Source organism: Streptomyces sp. WAC03905, assembly GCF_057371075.1.
In genome coordinates this window covers 113,050-130,939 of sequence record NZ_JBXYDZ010000002.1, presented here as the reverse complement: position 1 = coordinate 130,939, position 17,890 = coordinate 113,050, and the positions used below count along the sequence as shown (strand labels likewise).

General features: G+C 61.5%; 10 protein-coding genes and 11 pseudogenes. 14 read left to right on the top strand and 7 right to left on the bottom strand.

The annotated features are described in order from the left end of the window. Positions 1-211: 211 nt before the first annotated feature. Positions 212-578 (bottom strand): annotated as a pseudogene (locus AC2RP6_RS01265) (transposase); the annotation flags it as partial. 445 nt (positions 579-1,023) lie between these two features. On the opposite strand from AC2RP6_RS01265, the pseudogene AC2RP6_RS01260 reads away from it, so the two are divergent. The 3 genes and pseudogenes from AC2RP6_RS01260 to AC2RP6_RS01250 all read left to right on the top strand — a co-directional run. Continuing rightward, positions 1,024-1,624 (top strand): annotated as a pseudogene (locus AC2RP6_RS01260) (transposase); the annotation flags it as partial. A gap of 415 nt (positions 1,625-2,039) precedes the next feature. Then, a complete protein-coding gene (locus AC2RP6_RS01255) occupies positions 2,040-3,242 on the top strand; it encodes an IS110 family RNA-guided transposase (RefSeq protein ID WP_486444391.1) in 1,203 nt (400 codons plus the stop codon). A gap of 1,328 nt (positions 3,243-4,570) precedes the next feature. Then, positions 4,571-7,216: a helix-turn-helix transcriptional regulator gene (locus AC2RP6_RS01250; protein ID WP_486444416.1), complete on the top strand. Its 2,646-nt coding sequence runs from the start codon at positions 4,571-4,573 to the stop codon at positions 7,214-7,216. A gap of 340 nt (positions 7,217-7,556) precedes the next feature. Here AC2RP6_RS01250 and AC2RP6_RS01245 read toward each other — a convergent pair. Both AC2RP6_RS01245 and AC2RP6_RS01240 read right to left on the bottom strand, forming a co-directional pair. Then, positions 7,557-7,664: pseudogene (locus tag AC2RP6_RS01245) on the bottom strand (IS630 family transposase); the annotation flags it as partial. Beyond that, a complete protein-coding gene (locus AC2RP6_RS01240) occupies positions 7,619-7,858 on the bottom strand; it encodes a hypothetical protein (RefSeq protein ID WP_486444614.1) in 240 nt (79 codons plus the stop codon). The gene AC2RP6_RS01240 and the pseudogene AC2RP6_RS01245, both read right to left, overlap by 46 nt. A 51-nt stretch (positions 7,859-7,909) precedes the next feature. On the opposite strand from AC2RP6_RS01240, the gene AC2RP6_RS01235 reads away from it, so the two are divergent. Further along, entirely contained in the window at positions 7,910-8,221 is a 312-nt protein-coding gene (locus tag AC2RP6_RS01235; protein WP_486444629.1) for a hypothetical protein, read from the top strand. Between the two features lie 95 nt (positions 8,222-8,316). Then, positions 8,317-8,982 (top strand): annotated as a pseudogene (locus AC2RP6_RS01230) (transposase family protein); the annotation flags it as partial. Here the strand turns inward: AC2RP6_RS01230 and AC2RP6_RS01225 are convergent. Continuing rightward, positions 8,973-9,056: pseudogene (locus AC2RP6_RS01225) on the bottom strand (IS5/IS1182 family transposase); the annotation flags it as partial. The pseudogenes AC2RP6_RS01230 and AC2RP6_RS01225 overlap by 10 nt on opposite strands. Before the next feature lie 677 nt (positions 9,057-9,733). On the opposite strand from AC2RP6_RS01225, the pseudogene AC2RP6_RS01220 reads away from it, so the two are divergent. Next, a pseudogene (locus AC2RP6_RS01220) lies at positions 9,734-10,017 on the top strand (DUF6192 family protein); the annotation flags it as partial. Positions 10,018-10,032: 15 nt separating this feature from the next. Then, positions 10,033-10,275 (top strand): annotated as a pseudogene (locus AC2RP6_RS01215) (transposase); the annotation flags it as partial. 18 nt (positions 10,276-10,293) lie between these two features. Here AC2RP6_RS01215 and AC2RP6_RS01210 read toward each other — a convergent pair. Beyond that, on the bottom strand, positions 10,294-11,625 hold the full coding sequence (locus AC2RP6_RS01210; protein ID WP_486444415.1) for a DUF2079 domain-containing protein: 1,332 nt from the start codon (positions 11,623-11,625) through the stop codon (positions 10,294-10,296). 399 nt (positions 11,626-12,024) lie between these two features. Here AC2RP6_RS01210 and AC2RP6_RS01205 point away from each other — a divergent pair, with 399 nt between their 5' ends. After that, positions 12,025-12,348, top strand: a complete 324-nt coding sequence (locus AC2RP6_RS01205) for a hypothetical protein (protein WP_486444414.1) — start codon at positions 12,025-12,027, stop codon at positions 12,346-12,348. Positions 12,349-12,705: 357 nt separating this feature from the next. Beyond that, positions 12,706-12,857: pseudogene (locus AC2RP6_RS01200) on the top strand (IS630 family transposase); the annotation flags it as partial. On the opposite strand, the pseudogene AC2RP6_RS01195 reads toward AC2RP6_RS01200, so the two are convergent. Both AC2RP6_RS01195 and AC2RP6_RS01190 read right to left on the bottom strand, forming a co-directional pair. Continuing rightward, positions 12,857-13,018: pseudogene (locus tag AC2RP6_RS01195) on the bottom strand (NF041680 family putative transposase); the annotation flags it as partial. The pseudogenes AC2RP6_RS01200 and AC2RP6_RS01195 overlap by 1 nt on opposite strands. After that, positions 13,006-13,730: pseudogene (locus AC2RP6_RS01190) on the bottom strand (IS5 family transposase); the annotation flags it as partial. The pseudogenes AC2RP6_RS01190 and AC2RP6_RS01195, both read right to left, overlap by 13 nt. On the opposite strand from AC2RP6_RS01190, the gene AC2RP6_RS01185 reads away from it, so the two are divergent. The 5 genes and pseudogenes from AC2RP6_RS01185 to AC2RP6_RS01165 all read left to right on the top strand — a co-directional run. Continuing rightward, entirely contained in the window at positions 13,714-14,013 is a 300-nt protein-coding gene (locus tag AC2RP6_RS01185; RefSeq protein ID WP_486444413.1) for a helix-turn-helix domain-containing protein, read from the top strand. The pseudogene AC2RP6_RS01190 and the gene AC2RP6_RS01185 sit on opposite strands and share 17 nt — an antisense overlap. Next, positions 13,998-14,282, top strand: a complete 285-nt coding sequence (locus AC2RP6_RS01180) for a helix-turn-helix domain-containing protein (RefSeq protein WP_486444412.1) — start codon at positions 13,998-14,000, stop codon at positions 14,280-14,282. The genes AC2RP6_RS01185 and AC2RP6_RS01180 overlap by 16 nt, the downstream gene beginning before the upstream one ends. Before the next feature lie 9 nt (positions 14,283-14,291). Beyond that, on the top strand, positions 14,292-14,675 hold the full coding sequence (locus tag AC2RP6_RS01175; RefSeq protein ID WP_486444411.1) for a transposase: 384 nt from the start codon (positions 14,292-14,294) through the stop codon (positions 14,673-14,675). A gap of 594 nt (positions 14,676-15,269) precedes the next feature. Beyond that, the gene (locus AC2RP6_RS01170) at positions 15,270-16,523 is read left to right on the top strand and encodes an FAD-binding monooxygenase (protein WP_486444410.1); all 1,254 of its coding nucleotides are present in this window, start codon (positions 15,270-15,272) and stop codon (positions 16,521-16,523) included. A gap of 851 nt (positions 16,524-17,374) precedes the next feature. After that, positions 17,375-17,820, top strand: a pseudogene (locus AC2RP6_RS01165) (helix-turn-helix domain-containing protein); the annotation flags it as partial. Positions 17,821-17,890 lie beyond the last annotated feature (70 nt).

Here is a 17,890-nt window from a genome sequence, read left to right as displayed (position 1 = left end):
GTGGCTGCACGGCCGAGAATGCTTCGAAGTGGTCGCCACGCTGCTCGGGCGCGGCTGGGCGACCGGCAGCTGTACGCGTGCACCGGCCCGGCCACCGCGACCGGCATCCCGGGCCTGCCCACCGGGCACCGTCCCTTCACCGCACGCGCCCTGACCGCCGCCGGCTTCACCCCGACTGCCGCGCAGCGGTACTTCCTGCGCGGCTGGCGGCGAAGACGCCGATCTGGCAGTTCTCGGTGCGACCGGCGGTCCCGGAGTACTGGCGCTGCACTCCCGCGGAGGTGACGCCCTTCTTGATAAACCGGTGTCGTCGATAAAGAGGACTCCGTCGGTCTCGCCGAGCTTGTCGGCGACGTATTCCTGCAGGTCGTCGCGAATGTCGTCGGGCTCCCCCTTGGCACCGGCGAGCAGGTGCTGCGAACCATCGGGTGTGGCGTGGCCGGCCTGCTCGGCCAGCTGCCAGCTGTTCTTGCGGGCCACCGGGGCGAGCTGACCGCGTACGTAGTCGCGCATGCGGGGACGGAGCTCGACTCGGTCGAACAGTGGCCGATGGTTACGAAGAGGTCGTCCAGTTCCAGGTCCCACTGCTCGGCACCCTGCTCGATGATCACGTCAGGAGGCTGCCCGGCCACTGTCACTACCAGCGACGCTGTCGCACGATCGAGGGGCGGTCTCTTCAAGAACGCCCCTGACCAGCTTCCGTCCCACTACACTCGAGCCGCCGAACATCGCCCCAGGTCAGACATCAAAGTCCTGCTGAAATACTAGCGGAGCAGCGGGCAGCGGGCTGGCTCGGGAGCACTCGATGGGGTGCACCTGGCGCGCGAGGGGCAGCCGGGTCCCGGGCAGGCAGGTTGCCGAGGGCATGAACGACGAGAACGTCATCACCATCGAGATCCGGGGCCACGACCCGGCCGCCGTCGAAGCGGCACAGCGGATCTCCGAGCTTGTTCTCTCCAGCGGACCGTTCCGGCTGCGCCGCACCCCGGGCGAGGTGGATGTGCAGGCGTTAATACACGCGGACGTCTGGTCTGGTGCAGGGCCGGTGTGTGGGGCCGACTGCACGAGGAGACCCTACACCGCCTCGACGACGCCAGCCTGCTCGACCTGTCCCGGGCGGTTCCGCGACTCCGCCCACGTCAGGGCGAAAAAGGAAGGGGGTGAACTCACAGGTCCAAGCCCCGTGGACCGGGGCAAAGCGGGCTCCAAGATGGAGGTCCCGTCGGAGCGAACGGACTGCCGCTCCTCGTAGGAGTCTCATCCGTCAACCCCCGTGACAGCCAGGCCCTGAAGCCCATGGTCTCGGTCACCAAACGAGACACGACCCCCACTGCAGGCGTTACTTCAAGCCCCAGCGCCTACATGCCGACAAGGCCTACGACATGCCTGAGCTGCGGAAAGGGCTCCGCGGTAAACGCACCGGCGTCCGCATTACCTGCAAGGGCATCGAGTCGTCAGAACGGCGTGGACGCCGCAGATGGGTCATCGAACGCACCATGCCCTGGCTGACCGGCTACCGCCGGCACAACCCCCGCTACAAACGCCACTCCCGCAACTACTGGCCTTTCCCGGCATCGCAGCCGCCCCCTGCTGCTACCAGCGACTCGTCCGCCTCACCACATAGGGCACGGTCTATGAGCCGCTTGACCAAGAAGCGGTAGGAATCGGTGCAGCGGGTCCTGGAGGTCCTTGACCTCGTCGGCGGTGCTGGACAGCAGGTTAGCCCGAATATCTGCGGCGCAAGACCAGCCTGCTCCACCAGGTGATCGAACGCCTGCTGATCTGAGGATTTGATGTCCCCCCCCCATTACCGTTCTGGTGGCCCCGCAATGGGGCGCCCGGCCTCCGGAGTCGGTATGACTTTCTCCCCCTGTCGAACGCATGGCCTGGGGGGTGGTGTCACCGGCTCCGGAGGCATCGACAGACCGCTGATTAGGGGCATGACCACCGACCTTTCCGCAGGTCGGGAGGCTCTTCGTAATGTGGATGTGGCGATCGGTGCCGTGGGACGGCCGGGCAGGGACGACCGGAGGACGCACGTGATCGACGTCAGCGACATCGGTGTCTTCCTCGGCCTGGACGTCGGCAAGGGCGAACACCACGCCACCGCCGTCACCCCGGCCGGGAAGAAGGCCTTCGACAAGCGGCTGCCCAACAGCGAACCCAAGCTCCGCGAGGTCTTCGGCAAGCTGCAGGCCAAGCACGGAACCGTGCTCGTGGTGGTCGACCAGCCGGCCTCCATCGGGGCCCTGCCCTTGGCGGTCGCCCGGGACATGGGCTGCCCGGTCGCCTACCTGCCCGGACTGACAATGCGGCGGATCGCCGACCTCTACCCAGGCGAGGCCAAGACCGACGCCCGCGACGCCTTCGTCATCGCCGACGCGGCCCGCGTCATGCCGCACACCCTCCGCTCGGTCGATCTCGAAGACGAGACGATCGCCGAGCTGGAGATGATCGTGGGCTTCGACGACGACCTGGCCGGCGAAGCAACAAGGATCAGCAACCGGCTGCGGGGCCTGCTGACACAGATCCACCCGTCGCTGGAACGGGTGCTGGGCCCGCGAGTGCAGCACCCGGCGGTACTCAGGCTTCTCGACCAGTTCGGCTCCCCTGCCCAGATTCGCAAGGCCGGACGCCGACGGCTCGTGACGCTGATACGCCCGAAAGCACCGCGGATGGCCGAGCGACTGGTCGAGGACATCTTCACCGCCCTGGACGAACAGACCGTCGTCGTTCCTGGCACGGACGCGGCCGCGCTGATCGTCCCCAGCCTCGCCAACTCGCTGCAGACAGTGCTTGACCAGCGGAAACTCCTCGCCGCCCGGATCGAGGAACTGCTGGAGGCACACCCTCTTTCCAAGGTCCTGACGTCCATGCCGGGGATCGGCGTCAGGACCGGAGCACGGATCCTCATCGACGTCGGCGACGGCACTTCGTTCCCGTCCGCCGCCCACCTCGCCGCCTACGCCGGCCTCGCCCCGGCGACCCGCAGCTCGGGCTCCTCGATCCGAGGCGAACAACCCTCCCGCCGCGGAAACAAGCAGCTCAAACGGGCCTTCTTCCTGTCCGCGTTCGCGGCTCTGGCCGACCCGACGTCCCGGGCCTACTACGACAAGAAGATCAGCCAGGGCAAGCACCACACCCAAGCCCTCCTCTGCCTCGCCAGACGCCGAACCGACGTGCTCTTCGCGATGCTCCGCGACGGCACCTTCTACGAACCCCAACCCGCCCCCACGGGTTGACGAAACCCATAGGGGCCCCCCGCAGGCGGCGGTTATCCGGCCACGAGCCCAGATCTCCAGATGTCCGCCAACCGAACCAACCTCAATAGGTGATCGGTGCTGCTTCGACGGTGAATCTTGGTCGAAAAACCCGGTCAGTGTCGGGGGCCCGCGGCCGTGTTCGGCGATTTTACAGGCGTCCCTTCAGAGGAAGACGCACGCCCGTGCAGTCGCGCCTTCTCGCCAGGGCTGATCGTGCCGGCCACGGTGCGATGGCAGCGTGCTTTCGCACCCACGCTTAGGCAGACCTGCCGTCGACGTTTCAGCCGGGCATTGCGGCCGGGCGGGGCACTGACCGGGTCTCCCATCAGCGCTAGCGACATGCCTCCTGGGCCCGGGCACACCCCCGATCATCCGTTCGACCGAGAAGACACCGTCATACCAGTCCCAGAGACCAAAACAGGGGCAGGGACATTGATACGCGCCCTGGCATATGACCCAATCCGTGAACCCCATCAACTCTCTGCCCGCCTCGCAGCCCACGGCAATCGACCCATTGACTTACGCGCTCCTCATTGATTGAGTGGCTCATCGCCGCACCGATCGGAAGCGAGTGCTCGGCTTGCCACTACACGCAACACAGGTTTGCCGGAGAGGTTGATATAACTGGATAGCGGTAGCTCATATCCAGCAGAAGGCATTGAGAAGCATCCTCATTATACGAAGCAAGCGAAAAAGACCCTATAGACGCTATTACCGCAAGGAGGCGCTAGGCTATTCTGCGAGATAAAGGTCCATGCAGCTGTCATAGCGGGCCAACGCCGCAACCTCACAGCATTTGATTAACTCTGGATAATTATTTCATTGCGCAGAGACGAACAGAAAGTGGCTGCCGCAGGCGAGCGGGTTGCCTGCGGCTAAAAAAGGTAAGCTAGTTTCGCTCATTGATGAATTCACTGAATAGTCAGCTGTTGGCGTCGACTGGATACACCGAGGCCAGCTCGTGCGGGCTCGCGCTTAACGTCATCACCGGCGGGCGCGCTGCAGCCCTCCCTACCTCTGCCCACCACAGCTGCCGGGACTCTGCCTTCCTCATAGTGCGGAGGCAGGCCCAACTGAGTAGAATCTGAGTAGTTGGCAGACGGCTACAGTGATACACTAGTCGGTTACTTAGGGTGATAACGGGCGTGTCGGACCTTTGGGGATCGAGTGCGGTGCTCGGGTACATGTAGGCAGGGCACCGCGATTATCGCCGCCAACGAACTCTCTATAGGGCAGGCAGTTCTAGAGATGCCGAAAACGTGACCTAATGGCAGCCCCGAGTTGTCCACGAGGAAAGGGCACAGTGCATGAATGGCGCAGTTGGAATTTCCGCCAGATGGCCAATGGTCGCTAGGGAATCGGAAATAGAAGCATTCGGGCAAATTTGGGTCGAAAGATGGTGTCGAGGTGTTGTAGTATTCGGAGCTCCAGGTGTCGGAAAGACGAGACTTGCAGAAGCCTTTATGATGCGTGCTTCGGGTAAGGGTGCACGAACTTTCCAAGTCACCGCGACACGAGCTGCATCTAGTATTCCTCTGGGCGCTATTGCGCATTTGATTCCGCCGTCGGCTGATGTGTCAGACCCTGTCAAGGGATTCGCAGTCGTGGCGCGCGCTTTGAGTGAGCGATACAGTGGGCAACGCCTCGTGGTTTTCGTCGATGATTTGCATCTTCTCGACAATGCCTCGGCGGTACTACTTCGCCAGCTGATGGATGCAGGGCTGGTCCGGATCATCGCAACAGTATTGCAAGGAGATCGTCAGAGCGATGCCGTGAGCACACTGGCCGCGAGTGAATCGGTCTTCCGTTTTGACTTGGAACCCTTCGGGCGCGAACAGCTTGAAACGGTTCTGAAGAGCGCGTTGGAGGGGCAAGTTAGCCAACGGACGCTTTCTGAGCTCTATACGGCTTCCAGTGGCAACGCTCTGTTTCTACATGAGCTTGTTCGAGCAGCCATAGAAACAGGCTCTCTGGGACGCTCAGGGGAAATTTGGGAATTGACTGAGGGTTCGCTCCCCACCACCCGTAAACTGGAAGAGTTTGTAGAAGAGCGGCTTGCTACTTCCGCTCCGAACGCCAGAAAGCTCCTCGACCTGCTATCCCTTTGCGAACCTCTCGCACTGACTGATGCTCAAAGTGTTACATCCTTGGAGCTGCTGGCGGACTTGGAGTCACTAGACATAATTCGAGTGATCAGAAGTCAGCGCAGAACCTCCATCGTTTTGACCCACCCGATTTTCGGAGAAGTAATCAGATCTGGCATGTCAATAATGCGGCGCAAGGAATTGCTAAACGAGCAGGCGTCGCGAACTCGCTCACACGGCGCGAGGCGGCGGGAGGATATACTAAATCTAGCCAATTGGGATCTCCTCTCCTGTGGTGTTGTAGATCATGATCTACTTCAGGAAGCAGCCCTGCTGGCACGCCTGGGTCATGACTATCGGCAAGTGAAGGTGTTCATCGAGGCTATCCCCAAAGATGAACGCACGCATGACATAAACAAAACTTACGCATATGCGCTTGTGCAACTCGGAGATTGGGAGAGCGCAGACAAGATACTTGCCGAGACCGAACATTCGACGGCGAATGAGGAGGAGGCTGTCGCGATAGTCCTTTTTCGCACTTGGAATCTTTTTTGGATGGCGGGGCTTACAGAGCGGGCATTGGCGGTCAATTCGGCAGCACATGAACGTGTCATGGGTGATTCAAAGATCCTTCTGGAGCTTAATAGTGCCATGCTGAGTACTGTTTCCGGTCAGCCTGTTAGGGGGCTGTCGCTACTCGAACGCTTGATGGCAGCACCTGAACACGCACAAAGTCTAGACCTGTGGCTCGAAGCCGCGATGTGTAAAACAGCAGGGCTGTCCTATACGGGGAGCACGCGTGAGGCCATTTCATGGGCTCAGCGAGCCCATGAAATGCATGTTCGCTTTGACGATCGACTGACAGGAACCGCCCACCCAATCACTCAACTATTGCCCACAATATTCGCGCTAGCTGACACGGGGCGGATATCAGAATCGCGCGAGCTCGCCGAGCGAATCGCCGCTGATCCGGTAGCCACCAACTCACCACTAACGCGGGTCTGGGTGGCCCATTTCCGAGGTCGCACAGAATGGGTGGCTGGTGACGTTGCCGCCGCTAGACGATGGCATGCCGAGGCTCTAGCACAGGCCCAGCTGAATGGCTGTGTGCGCCCAGCATTCCACGCTTGGGCTGGCTTGGCAGCGGCCGCGGGTGCCTTGGGGGATGTGGAATCAGCAGAAGCGGCTCTCTCTCAGATGAGTAAGTACCCCCCTATGGGGCACCTTGCAGGCGAAGAGCTGTTGGGTGAGGCGTGGCTCAGAGTCGCCCAGGGTAATCTGGAAGGCGCGAAGAACACCCTTCTCAAGGCAGCAAATATCGCACAGGTTTCAGGCCACATTACCTCCGAGGGGATGCTGCTCACCGATGTCGCACGCCTCGGCTTGGCCAAGCAGGTCGAAGGGCGCGTCCGGCAGATCGCCGATAAAAGTGATGGCGCTCTTGCTAAAGCTCGAGCCAATTTTGTCAGCGCGCTTGCGGCGACAGATGTTTCGTCTCTGTTGTCTGTTGCTGACGATCTTGCAGAGCTTGGAGTTTTTCTTCTGGCTGCAGAGGCAGCCACTACCGCGTCGGTGATTCTCCGCCGGCAGGGGCAGGCACGCGCAGCGGCGGCCGCAGCTGTAATCGCCAGCGATAATGTAAAATTTTGCCCTGGCGTCCGGAGTCCACTCCTTGTAGGATTTGAAACCGCGGGCGATCTGACTCGCAGGGAGCGCGAAATTGCACTCATTGCCTCCAAAGGAGCTCCCAGTAAAGAAATTGCTGAAGTGCTGCATCTGTCTGTGAGAACAGTCGATAATCACCTTCAGCGAATATATTCAAAACTGGGTATTACTACACGTCGAGAGCTATCGAAAATATTCCGATAAGTTTTTAACGGTAGTGGTATCTATTATGTGTCCACATTTGCATGGGTACTCTTACGTGCTCCAGGTGAAAGGTGAGGTGGCCGCCCGCCCGCAGGGAGCGGAGCCGCATCAGCCCGCCCATGGCGGCCTCGGACCCCGGCCGCTGCAGCGATACCGCACCCGCCCGATTCCTCTGCGCGGGCATGTCTTGGCCGTCCGCCGGGGACGGGCCGACGGCCTGGCGCAAGGGTTCCAAGGCCTTACTGAGCTCATACTGCGTGCTGTTGCAGGTCCGCCGCGCCGGCCGGCGACCGAAACCCGCCGACGACGGCACAATCGGACTGACCTGGCTGATCGCCCAATGGCCGACGCCTCGCCGTGTCTGCTTGATGGTCGACTTGGTGAGCCATCGCTCGACGGAGTTCAGCCAGGACGAGCCAGTCGGCGTGAAGTGCAGGTGGAATCGGGGGGTGGGTCAGCCCCCGCCTTTCCCCATGGGTCGGTGCGACGTAGGCGGACGACGGGCTTGGTGCGGTCGTAGACGATCGACCTCGGCACCCCGCCGAGGTGAGCGAACGCCTGATGGTGGCAGTCGAAGAAAGTGGCCAAGTCCTGGCTGGTGGTAAAGCAGCAGAACGGGTCCCGTGAGTAGGACAAGGTCATGTGGAACGAGTAGCCCTTCGAGATGCCGACGCGAGCCAGGATTCTGCCCCCGTGTCCCCAGCCGACCTGGGCCTGTGGTTCGGGCACTATTTCGAACCGGCGGTGGAGGCCGGCCAGCTCGTTTGGGCTGACGCCCACTTCTTCCGCGACTCGGGGGGCCTCTTGCATATGGAGCTTAACTCGCTGGTAGTTACCGCTGAAGCCGTATTCCGCTTCCAGGCGTTCGTGGACCACGGCTCCTATGATCAGTATCTCGGACCGCAGCATCGCCTCGATCAGCGGGGAGACCTCATCCACCATCCATCGGCGGGCACGGCTTCGGCGAGCCTGGGCCCGCCGGGGCTGTGCGGCCGGAGCCCCTGAGAACAGGTACTTGCGGACCGTGCGGCGGTTGAGCCCTGTCTCCCTTGCGATGTCCGACAGGCTCATAGTTGGACTCAAACAGCCCACGACATCGTCGCCAGGCCCGCAATACCCGCTGGCGCAAGTGCGGCTGTTTCAAGCAGGCGTTGCTCACCTGGTGCACCTGCGGAAGAACGAGACGTTTTCGCAGCTCGGGGCCGATATCGGGATATGTCAGGCCACCGCCTGGCGCTACGTCGACGAGACCCTGGACATGCTGGCCGGCTGGGCGCCCGGCCTCCACGAAGCCCTCACCGGGCTCGGTGAGGGCGACCACGTCATCGTTGACGGCACTCTCATTCCGATCGACCGGGATCCGCGCGGACGAGCCGTACTACTCGATGAAACACCGCAAGCACGGCATGAACGTGCAGGTCATCGCCCGCCCCGACGGCACACCGCTCTGGTTCTCCCGCGCGACACCTGGCCGGACCCACGACCTGACCGCGGCCCGATCCCACGGCATCGTCCAGACCTGCCTCACCTGGCAGATCCTCGCCCTCCCCGACCGCCCCTACCAGGGCGCCGACGCCACCTTCCGCACCCCGTACAAGAACCATCGCGAACAGCCCGCCCACTACGAGCAGTTCAACCGCGACCACGCCCGCCTGAGAGCGCCCGGAGAACGCGCCTTCACACAGCTGAAGTCCTGGCGAACCCTCCGACGAGCCAGATCCCCCACCCGACGCATCGGCACCATCGTCCAAACCGGGAGCTCATGAGGGACCTCGAGCGTGGCAGGATACGGAACCAACAGGGCCCCTTCGGTCGCCGGTGTGATGAGTGGAATCACCACGCCAACGACCAGGGGCCCTGCCTCGTCACCACCCCCGCTGACCAGCCCATTTCACCCTCTAGCACAAGATGAAAGAGGCTCACTGATCGTCTCGGCATCATAAAAGAACCACGAGTCGACGGCTGCCTCAGTTCGAGCGCGTGCTTAGAACCCGTTTCTGATCCCTGGTTGGCAAGTAGCCTGAGCCCTAAACTGGTTCGGTGTCCGAGGGTGCCGGCCGGGCCGGGGAGAGGGTCTGTGAGGGCTGTGGTGATCGGCTGAGACCCGACGCCCGGCCTCACGGTGTTCTGCTCGGGAGCGTGTCGTTCCAGGCAGTGGCGGATGCGGCGCCGTCTGCGGCAACGTCTGGCTGCGATCCAGAGCGAAGCCGGGCGGAGGCAGTGTCCGGTCTGCGGATCCGTCTGGACGGCCGGGATCGACCGGAGCGTGCGGGCGTTCTATTGCTCGGCGCGGTGCAAGGTGGCCGCTTGGCGGTCACGGAAGGAAACGCTCGGGACACGGTCACAGTGACGGTGAGGCGAACCCTTCCGTGGACCAGATCCGGTCACAGCCCGGTCATTTGCGGACATTCGTTGTGATCTCCGAGGTGGCGGCTCGACTCTCTGTAGGGAAGCGGGACCCGTCCCGTCACGGCCACAAGTGCCGTGCCTGGTCCCGTGTTTGGGGGTGGTATCGCCATGCCGGAGGAGATCAACAACGTCGGAGAAGTGAGCCAGTCCCGCTACGAGCAGATCGTGGCCGAGCTGCGGGACTGGTCGAACAGCAGACCCGCGGGCAGTTCACGATCGGGGACCGTGCCCTGGAGATCGAGCCGATGAGGAGCCAGGGCGGCCAGGGCCTGGCGGATCCGGAGTGGTCGGTTACCGCGTCGCTGACACGGCTGGCTGAGGACATCGGGCTGAGCTTCAGCACGGTGAAGTCGGCGAGGTGGACAGCCTCGCGCTGGCCGGCCGTTCATCGCCTCTGAACCTCACGGGTCAAGACGATCAGCCGACCGAAGGACACCTCCGGCTTCGTCGTCCTGCCCCGCCGCTGGGTCGTGGAGCGCAGCATCGCCTGGATGATGCACGCCCGCCGCCACGCGCGCGACTACGAACGGCTCATCCAGCACTCCGAAACCCTCATCACCTGGGCAGCCATCACTCTCATGACCAGGCGTCTCACGCGCCGACCGAGTACCTGGACCGCACGCCGGCCTCACCAGGCGATCACGAGCACCCAGGACGCATGAGCCGGCTCATTCGCGTTGCAGAAGCACGTATCCCGCCTTTTCCGCCACGGTCCTGTATCCCTTTTCGCGGAATCGTTCCACTTCTTCGGCTTCTTGTTCCCGGCTGATGGGCCAGCCTTGAGGATCGTGAGTGTCAGCGATGACCCATTCAGGACTCTCTTGATTCTGAGGCAGACCGAGGACCATGACCGTGCAGCGATTAGTGAGCTGCGGAACGAGCCGGTTGGACGCTGCGACGGTCGCCCCATCGGGAACCATTTCGAGAACATGACGCGCGACTGTCACGCGCGGGCCCGGTTTCCAGGTCATGCCTTCTGCGAGCTGCGAAAACGGAAAGAGCGGAAGTGTAATCGCCGTGAAAACCGCACTCACGATCAGCGAACGACGCACAGAACTTTCCCGATTTCCGATCGAGTGCTGCCGGTGGATCGAGGCCAGGGCGTGGATGAATGAGCCGAAAATAATGGGCATCAATACCGCACTGTAATGAAAGCGCGTTCCCCAGTAGGCCTCATTATCGGATGCGAAACGCCATGCGAGCGTGGGAACAGTGATAAGTATTAGCGGCGACCGAAGGGCAACGAAAGCTGTGGGAGCCAGCAGCATCAGAAGCGTGAGCAGCTTCGTTTCCGGGGTGATCAGACCAACGGTATAGCGCAAGAGGAGGTCGAGTGTCCCGGCGTTTGAGCTTTCTGGCACCTTATCGAAGTAGGCGAACACTCCGTCAGGGTTGAATGCAGGTATGACGACCAGCATTTCCAGCGCAGTGCCCGCCAGGCCGGCGACGGCCGTGACGATGCCCAGCCGGTGCTTTCCGCGGTAGGCGATGTAGGCGCCGATGGCAGCTACCGTCAGGCCGAGGTCTTCCTTGACCAGCAATAGAGGAAGGGCCCATGCCGCTGCCGCCCGCCAGCGCTCATTCCCGAGCGTTTCGACGGAGAACGCGATCAGTGGCACCGCGAAGCACACCTCGTGAAAGTCGAACCCGACTGTCTGAGCGATTCCCCACGAAACGCCGTAGCCGAGCCCGATGACCAGAGCACCTGCAGATCCCACGACGCGGTGTGCCCACCGAGTCAGCGGGACCGCCGCCAAGGCAAGCAGAAACGCCTGGGCCAGAAGCAGCGTGACCGGTGACGGCCATATTCGATAGAAGGGTGCAATGGTTGCGGTGATAGGAGAGAAATGGTCACCCAGCAACGGGTAATCATGACCCTTCAACTCCGCCACCGGGAGATGGCCGTGCGCGTAGGAGCGCACGGCCTGTTCGAATATCCCCAGATCGTATCCGGTGGTCAGCATGAGCCGATGCCGGAACAGCGACAGCGCCGCGTACACGATGAAACAAAGCGTCGCCACTCCCCAGGCCAGGAGAGTTCCACGAGGCGCAGAACCTGCCATCCTCCACCGTTCAGGCGCACGTGGGGGCGCCAGCCTTTTAGTTATGGCCAGAACGGAGGAAAAGCCTTGCACAGGGTCGCCTTCCGGTATGCGCCGGCGATCTCAGGCAACACACGCGAAAGCCGCTTTGAGCTCCACCAGCAAGAAGTCACACGTCTCTCGCCATTTGACGACATTCAAAACGAAACATCATGAGTAAGCGGTACTCGATTGAGTTCATAACACCACACGCCCAGAGAATTTTAATTAGAATCTCACCCCGGCAGCCCTTGACATCTGTACAGGGCGGCAGTCTTGGCCGACGCGGATTGAAAACAAGCACTTAGGCAGGCTTCCATGCCCCGCATTCGGAATCACCCGGCCCCGGAAGCGGCGAGACCCTGTCCCAGTGGGCAAGGCTTACACGTTTCGGAAAAGCCGTCGCTGCCTGCGACGACGCGGGATCCGGCACACCATCCCGAACGCCTCGACCAACAAAGGCATCGCAGGAATCGCGGTTCCGGCCGTCCTGCCGGCTTCGATCGCGAGCGATTCAAGAAACGCAACACCGTCGAACGCGCCATCAACCAGCTGGAGAGCTTCCGCGCCATCGCCACCCGCTACGAGAAACGCGCCTACCCCTACCTCGGCACCGTCACCCCAGCAGCCCGCAACATCTGACTCCGCACATAATTCGAGAAGCAATGCTAGAAACATCCTACACAAATCGTCCGGCACCAGCCGTTAAACCAGCCATCCTCAGGCGGCATCGGACCAGCTCAGAGCGATGATTGAAAAGAATCAATAAGGATAAGATGCCGACTCCATTCTATAAAATGAGTCGAGTCCAGCCCTTTCCGTAATCATCGAAAATCCGGCAACTGAAATTCCGCATCATCCAATATGCGAATTCTCGAACCTCCCCGCCTCAAAACTCCTGGTCCACTCTAATCTATCGCTCGCCCACGGTAACCAGGACCGCGTAGGGAAACCTAGAAGGATCGGCAATCCTGCGATCTCGTAGCGTTCTCTTCCTAGTTCAGCGCGTTTGGGCTTGCATGTCCTGGGCCTCGTTGGGCGAGAGGTCGCCCCCGCCTTCCCGCCGTGACCACGAAGACTTCGTCGTTCAGACGGCCACCACCCGCCCAATCGTGCTGGGCAAACCCTTCACACGCTGGTCCATCCGCAAGCGGACGTGTGCCGGGGGCAGCCTGTCTGAGCAGACGGGCCTATCCCATGGGTGGCACCGGTCGGCTGCCAGTGGCCGGGCCAGTCGCAGTTGGGTGTAGGAGACGAGGATCAGCCAGGTCCAGCGGTCCGCGGCCTCAGGTGAGCGGATCTTCGGCAGCGTTCTACGGTCCAGCGGTGGCGGCCCAGCCGCTGCGAGGACTTGACTCCCTTGCGGTGATGCGGTGGGTGATGCCACGTTCGCGTAGCCGCCGCCGCAGGTGGGTGTGGTCATAGCCCTTGTCGGCGTGGAGTTTGCCGGGCTTGCGCCGTCGCCGACCACGGCGCGGGCGGATCGGGGGATGGCCTTGACGAGCGATATCAGGGCCTGGCTGTCGTGCAGGTTGGCCCCGGAAATGCCGACGGATGTGGGCAGACCCGGCCGTTCCGTGATCAGGTGGATCTTCGAGCCGTACTTCCCCGGTCGACAGGATTCGGACCCGTCAGGTCGCCCTTTTTTTCAGAGCCCGTATGGGCACCGAGTCGATCGCGCACCGCGACCAGTCCAGCTCGCGGGTGCCGAGTTCATCAAGGACCAGGCGGTGGAGCCTGCCCTACACCCTGGCCTTCGACCACTGCGAGAAGCGCCTGTGGGCGGCCGCTCCGGACAGGCCGAACGCTGCCGAAGGCAGCTGCTGCCAGGTACAACCCGACGTGACCACGAAGACGATCGCGGCCAGCACTTCCCGGTCGCCGTGCCGACCCCCACCACCCTGCGGCCGCGACGGCACCTCCGGCACCACCCGCTGCAACTCCCACAACTCGTTCGACACCAGCCGCTTACTGTCGGATGAGGAGCGGGCCGCACTCGGGGAGTGGGTGCGGCGCCGTTCCACGCCGCAGGCGTGGGCACTTCGCTGCCGGATCATTCTGGCCTGTGCGGAAGGCGCTTCGAACAAGGATGTGGCAGCCCGGCTCGGCTCGACCGCGCATGCGGTGGGCCGGTGGCGTGCGAGGTTCGTCGAGCACCGGATCGCCGGCCTCGGAGACATGCCGCGATCCGGCGGTCCACGGTCGGTCACGGACGAGCAGGTCGCCGCGCTGGTCACCAGGACGCTGGAGTCGACACCGAAGGACGCCAGACCCTGGAACGGGTCGGCCTGGTGGTCGAGCGGGTAACCGAAGTGGTCTTGTCGCGGGCGTCGGTGTGGCGGTTGCTGACGAGCCGGCTGGGGTGGAGCCTGCAGCTGCCCGAGCGGCGGGCGGTAGAGCGGGACGAGTCGGAGATCGCCCGCTGGGTCGCGCATGAGTGGCCGCGGATCAAAAGGGGGCGGTGCACACACGTGCCTGGATCGTCTTCTTCGACGAATCAGGCTTCTCGCTGCTGCCGCAGGCCCGCCGCACCCACGCGCCCCGGTGCCGCACCCCGCTGCTGCGGCACCGGCTGAACTGGAAACGTGCGTCGATGGCCGGGCCCCTGGGGTTCCACTCCACCGATCCCGATCGAGGGGCCCGCCTGTGCTTTCCACCTCAAACCCGGAAGCTACGACACCGCCGGGTTCATCGAGGTTCTGGAGCAGATAAAGGCGTTCTATCGCGGGGAGCGGGTGGTGCTGGTCTGGGACGGGCTGTCGGCCCACTGGAACCGGGCCATGCGGGCCTGGGTGGCCGAGCAGGACTGGCTCACCCTGGAGCGATTACCGGTTTGCGCGCCTGAGCTGAATCCGGTGGAGCTGCTGTGGTCCTCGTTCAAGAAAGACGAGCTCGCCAACCCTCGGAGGCGACCACCTCACCGGACTCACCCTCCATCCACCAACCCCACCCAACCAACGAAAAGATAAATAGGGAGTGCGCGGCCGCTGATCTGGTCGACGCGTCGGGGGAGGAATGCATATTAGGTGCGAATTATCAATTTTTTATTTAGAAGCATTTCTCACACGATAGAAAATGGAAGCGTAATGGGCATTCGAGCTTGATGGTGTTTACTCCATGCATGCATGCCACCGCCAGCCGATGCTGCCAGCATCGTTGATGATCTTGAGTTCGAGCACGGAACAGGTAGATTTTCAGCCGCCTGATCGAAATAATATTCAGTTCAGCCAACTACAGCCTCTCTCGCAACATCAACCAAATGATTGAGTAATTAATACTCAGCGATCCACCTTCACAGTGTGACATATTTACGCGGCTGTACGTCTGAAGTAGGGGCGGATGGAGTCTCCGGGATTCGAATCAGGATCGCCTCCAAATTCAAGAGAGACAGCTTCTCCATTGACTTTGCCGTCCCCTAGCGTGCAACGCTGATGGCAAAATACGATAATTTTTGCATGTTAGAGGTTTGAATGTCGACTAAAGAGACTCGTCATGCAGTGGTCCTCGGGGGCAGTATTGCCGGTTTGCTGGCTGCCCGAGTATTGTCAGAGCACTTTGACCGAGTGACGATTATTGAGCGGGATAACTTTAAAGGTTCGGACTGCATGGGTGCCCGCCGTGGCGTGCCTCAAGGGCTTCACGCCCATGGTTTTCAGCTGGCTGGAAAGGCCGCTCTAGAGGAGCTCTTTCCGGGAATATCAAGCCAGGCCATCAAGGAGGGGGCCATCAGCGTTGATTACGGAGCTGGAGTGATATGGCAACTGTCGGGCCACGAGATGATTCGACCTGAACTGGGGATTAAGAACCTTCAGGCAAGTCGACCGTTCCTGGAAAATAAAATTCGCGGCAGAATAGAAGCGATTTCTAACATCCACCTGATGGAGCAGAGTGAGGCCGTCCAACCGATTGCGGCATCTGAAAACCAAAAAGTGGTAGGGGTAAGCGTTTTCAGCAAATCTAGCAGGAAGTATTCTGATGTAAAGTGTGATCTGCTGGTTGATGCGACCGGTCGAGGGTCGCGTGCGGCCGTGTGGCTTGAGTCCCTAGGCTATAGCCGCCCTGCGCTTGAGGGAGTGCAGGTGGACATGGGGTATTCGACGCGAACCTTCAAGTTGACTCAGGGGGCACTAGGCGGAGCTTCTGCTGTTTTCTCTACGCACGCAAAGAATCACCCCCGAAGCGGCTTCCTTATGGAACTCGAAAACGGCTACCACATTCTAAGTCTTGGTGGCATCTTGGGTGACCACCCTCCCGCCGACTCGGTGGGATTCAAGGATTTCGCTAAGTCACTCCCTTTCTCAGATATTTACGAAGCTATTAAGGATGCGGAGGAAGTTGGGGAACCCGCAACGTTTCGATTCAAGGCTAGCCTTCGCAGGCGCTACGAGAATCTCAAACGGCTGCCAGATGGTTTTATTGTGATCGGAGACGCTTTATGTTCTTTCAATCCGGTATACGGACAAGGGATGACCGTTGCGGCTTTGGAGGCTCTGACTCTAGGGAAGCTCCTTAGCACGGGGAATGCGGTCACCCCTAGAGAGTATTATAATCGAGTCAGTAAGCTGATCGATGTTCCCTGGAAAACTGCAGTGGGCGCGGACTTAAGCAACCCCAAAGTGAAGGGGAGGCGCACATTAATGACCCGATTTTTCAATCGATACATTGAATTTCTCCACGCGGCCTCCACGCGTGATATCCGGCTTGGTAACGCCATGCTTCGAGTCCTGGGAATGATTGATCACCCTAGTTCGCTAATGCACCCAAGAATCTTGCTTGGCGTTGCGGCTGGAGCCGTTAATAGAAAGCTTCACACATAGGCCTAAATTGAAGCTGGGCGGACATCAAGTAATATGTGTATCCGAGCTGGCGAGGGAAAGTTGTGAGACGCGAAAAGCGTCTTCAGAAGTCGTTTCGGTGGTGCGATTATTCGTTTTTTCAACACTTGACGGATCTTGGTTGCGCCGCTGGAGCCGGAGGAGTTCTGTATGCTCTTCCGAGGTCGTAGCACCTGCTGAAGTGGTAGTCCAGGGCGGTAGTTGGGATCGGGCAGGTGACCGCAAAGTGCTAGCCGAGATCACTTCGTGGTGACATCGGGGGTACGTGGCAGTAGTTGCCGTCACTCTTCGGGCCGATCTAGTCATCTTGCTCGGAGATGCTTGAGCAACGGCGGCAGATCCGGTCAAAGATCTGGTCGACGGTCTTGGTCCACATAAGGGCCGTGAACCGTCGTTCCAGACTTTGATCCAGTTCTTGAGTGCGGTCTTGAGATCGTCCAGTGAGTAGAACACCCACGCCCTAGTGTTCCGAGTCGGGGATTCTGTAGAGTTGTAGTTTTGGGTGTGACGATGGGGCGGCCGAGGGCAGAGTTGGTGTTGGCGGATGAGTAGCGGGCCGTGCTCGAGGGGGGCGGCGCCGTTCGACGCCGCAGGCGTGGGCCTTGCGGTGCTGGATCATCCTGGCGGGTGCTGAAGGTGTGACGAACAAGGATGGTGCGGCCCTGGTGGGTTGCACGCTTCATGCGGTGGGTCGCTGGCGCTCCCGTTTCGTATAGTGAGGCCTTTCAGAGTGGCCACTGATCGGGTGACGGGCCAGCGTTCCGCAACGCGTAGGGCTCTCGCGCCGTTGGGGGAGGTGTTCGACGTCTCAACTCATCAGCGCAGGAGCCTCGTTGGTTTCCCGTCCTGCCGCACTCGTCCTGCCGCACGCTCTGGTCGAGTGGATATCCATGCTCATCGTAACCCGTTAGGGTGATCGGCGCTGCAAACTGCCGCCTCACCAGCGTGCCCTGGCCGGCCTGGTCTACCTGCGCCGGCGCGACCCGCTCACGCAGATCGCCGCAGGCTTCGGCATATCCGGCGGCACCGCCCACGCCTATGTCACAGCCGTCGTCGAGCACCTGTTCCGGAAGACGCCCGGACGGCTGCGGATCCTGCGCGAGACGGATCCGAATCACGTCCTGCCGACAGGACGCTCGCCGAGTGCGACCGCGTCGGTGACAGCCGGGCCGACTACTCGGCCAGGCACCACCGTCACGGTGTGAACATCCAGGCCGTGGCCGACCCCGCCGGCAAGCTGCTGTGGATCTCCCCCGCACTGCCCGGCCGCACCCACGACGCCGATAGTGGTGCCTGTGGCCTTGACACAGATTCAGGCAGAGTGGTTCGGTGGCTCATCCACTAACAGT

Excerpts from the sequence above, each read along its gene's own strand:
- AC2RP6_RS01250 (WP_486444416.1), top strand. The coding sequence starts at position 4,571 with ATGAATGGCGCAGTTGGAATTTCCGCCAGATGGCCAATGGTCGCTAGG.
- AC2RP6_RS01240 (WP_486444614.1), bottom strand. The coding sequence starts at position 7,858 with ATGACCTTGTCCTACTCACGGGACCCGTTCTGCTGCTTTACCACCAGC.
- AC2RP6_RS01205 (WP_486444414.1), top strand. The coding sequence starts at position 12,025 with ATGCCCCGCATTCGGAATCACCCGGCCCCGGAAGCGGCGAGACCCTGT.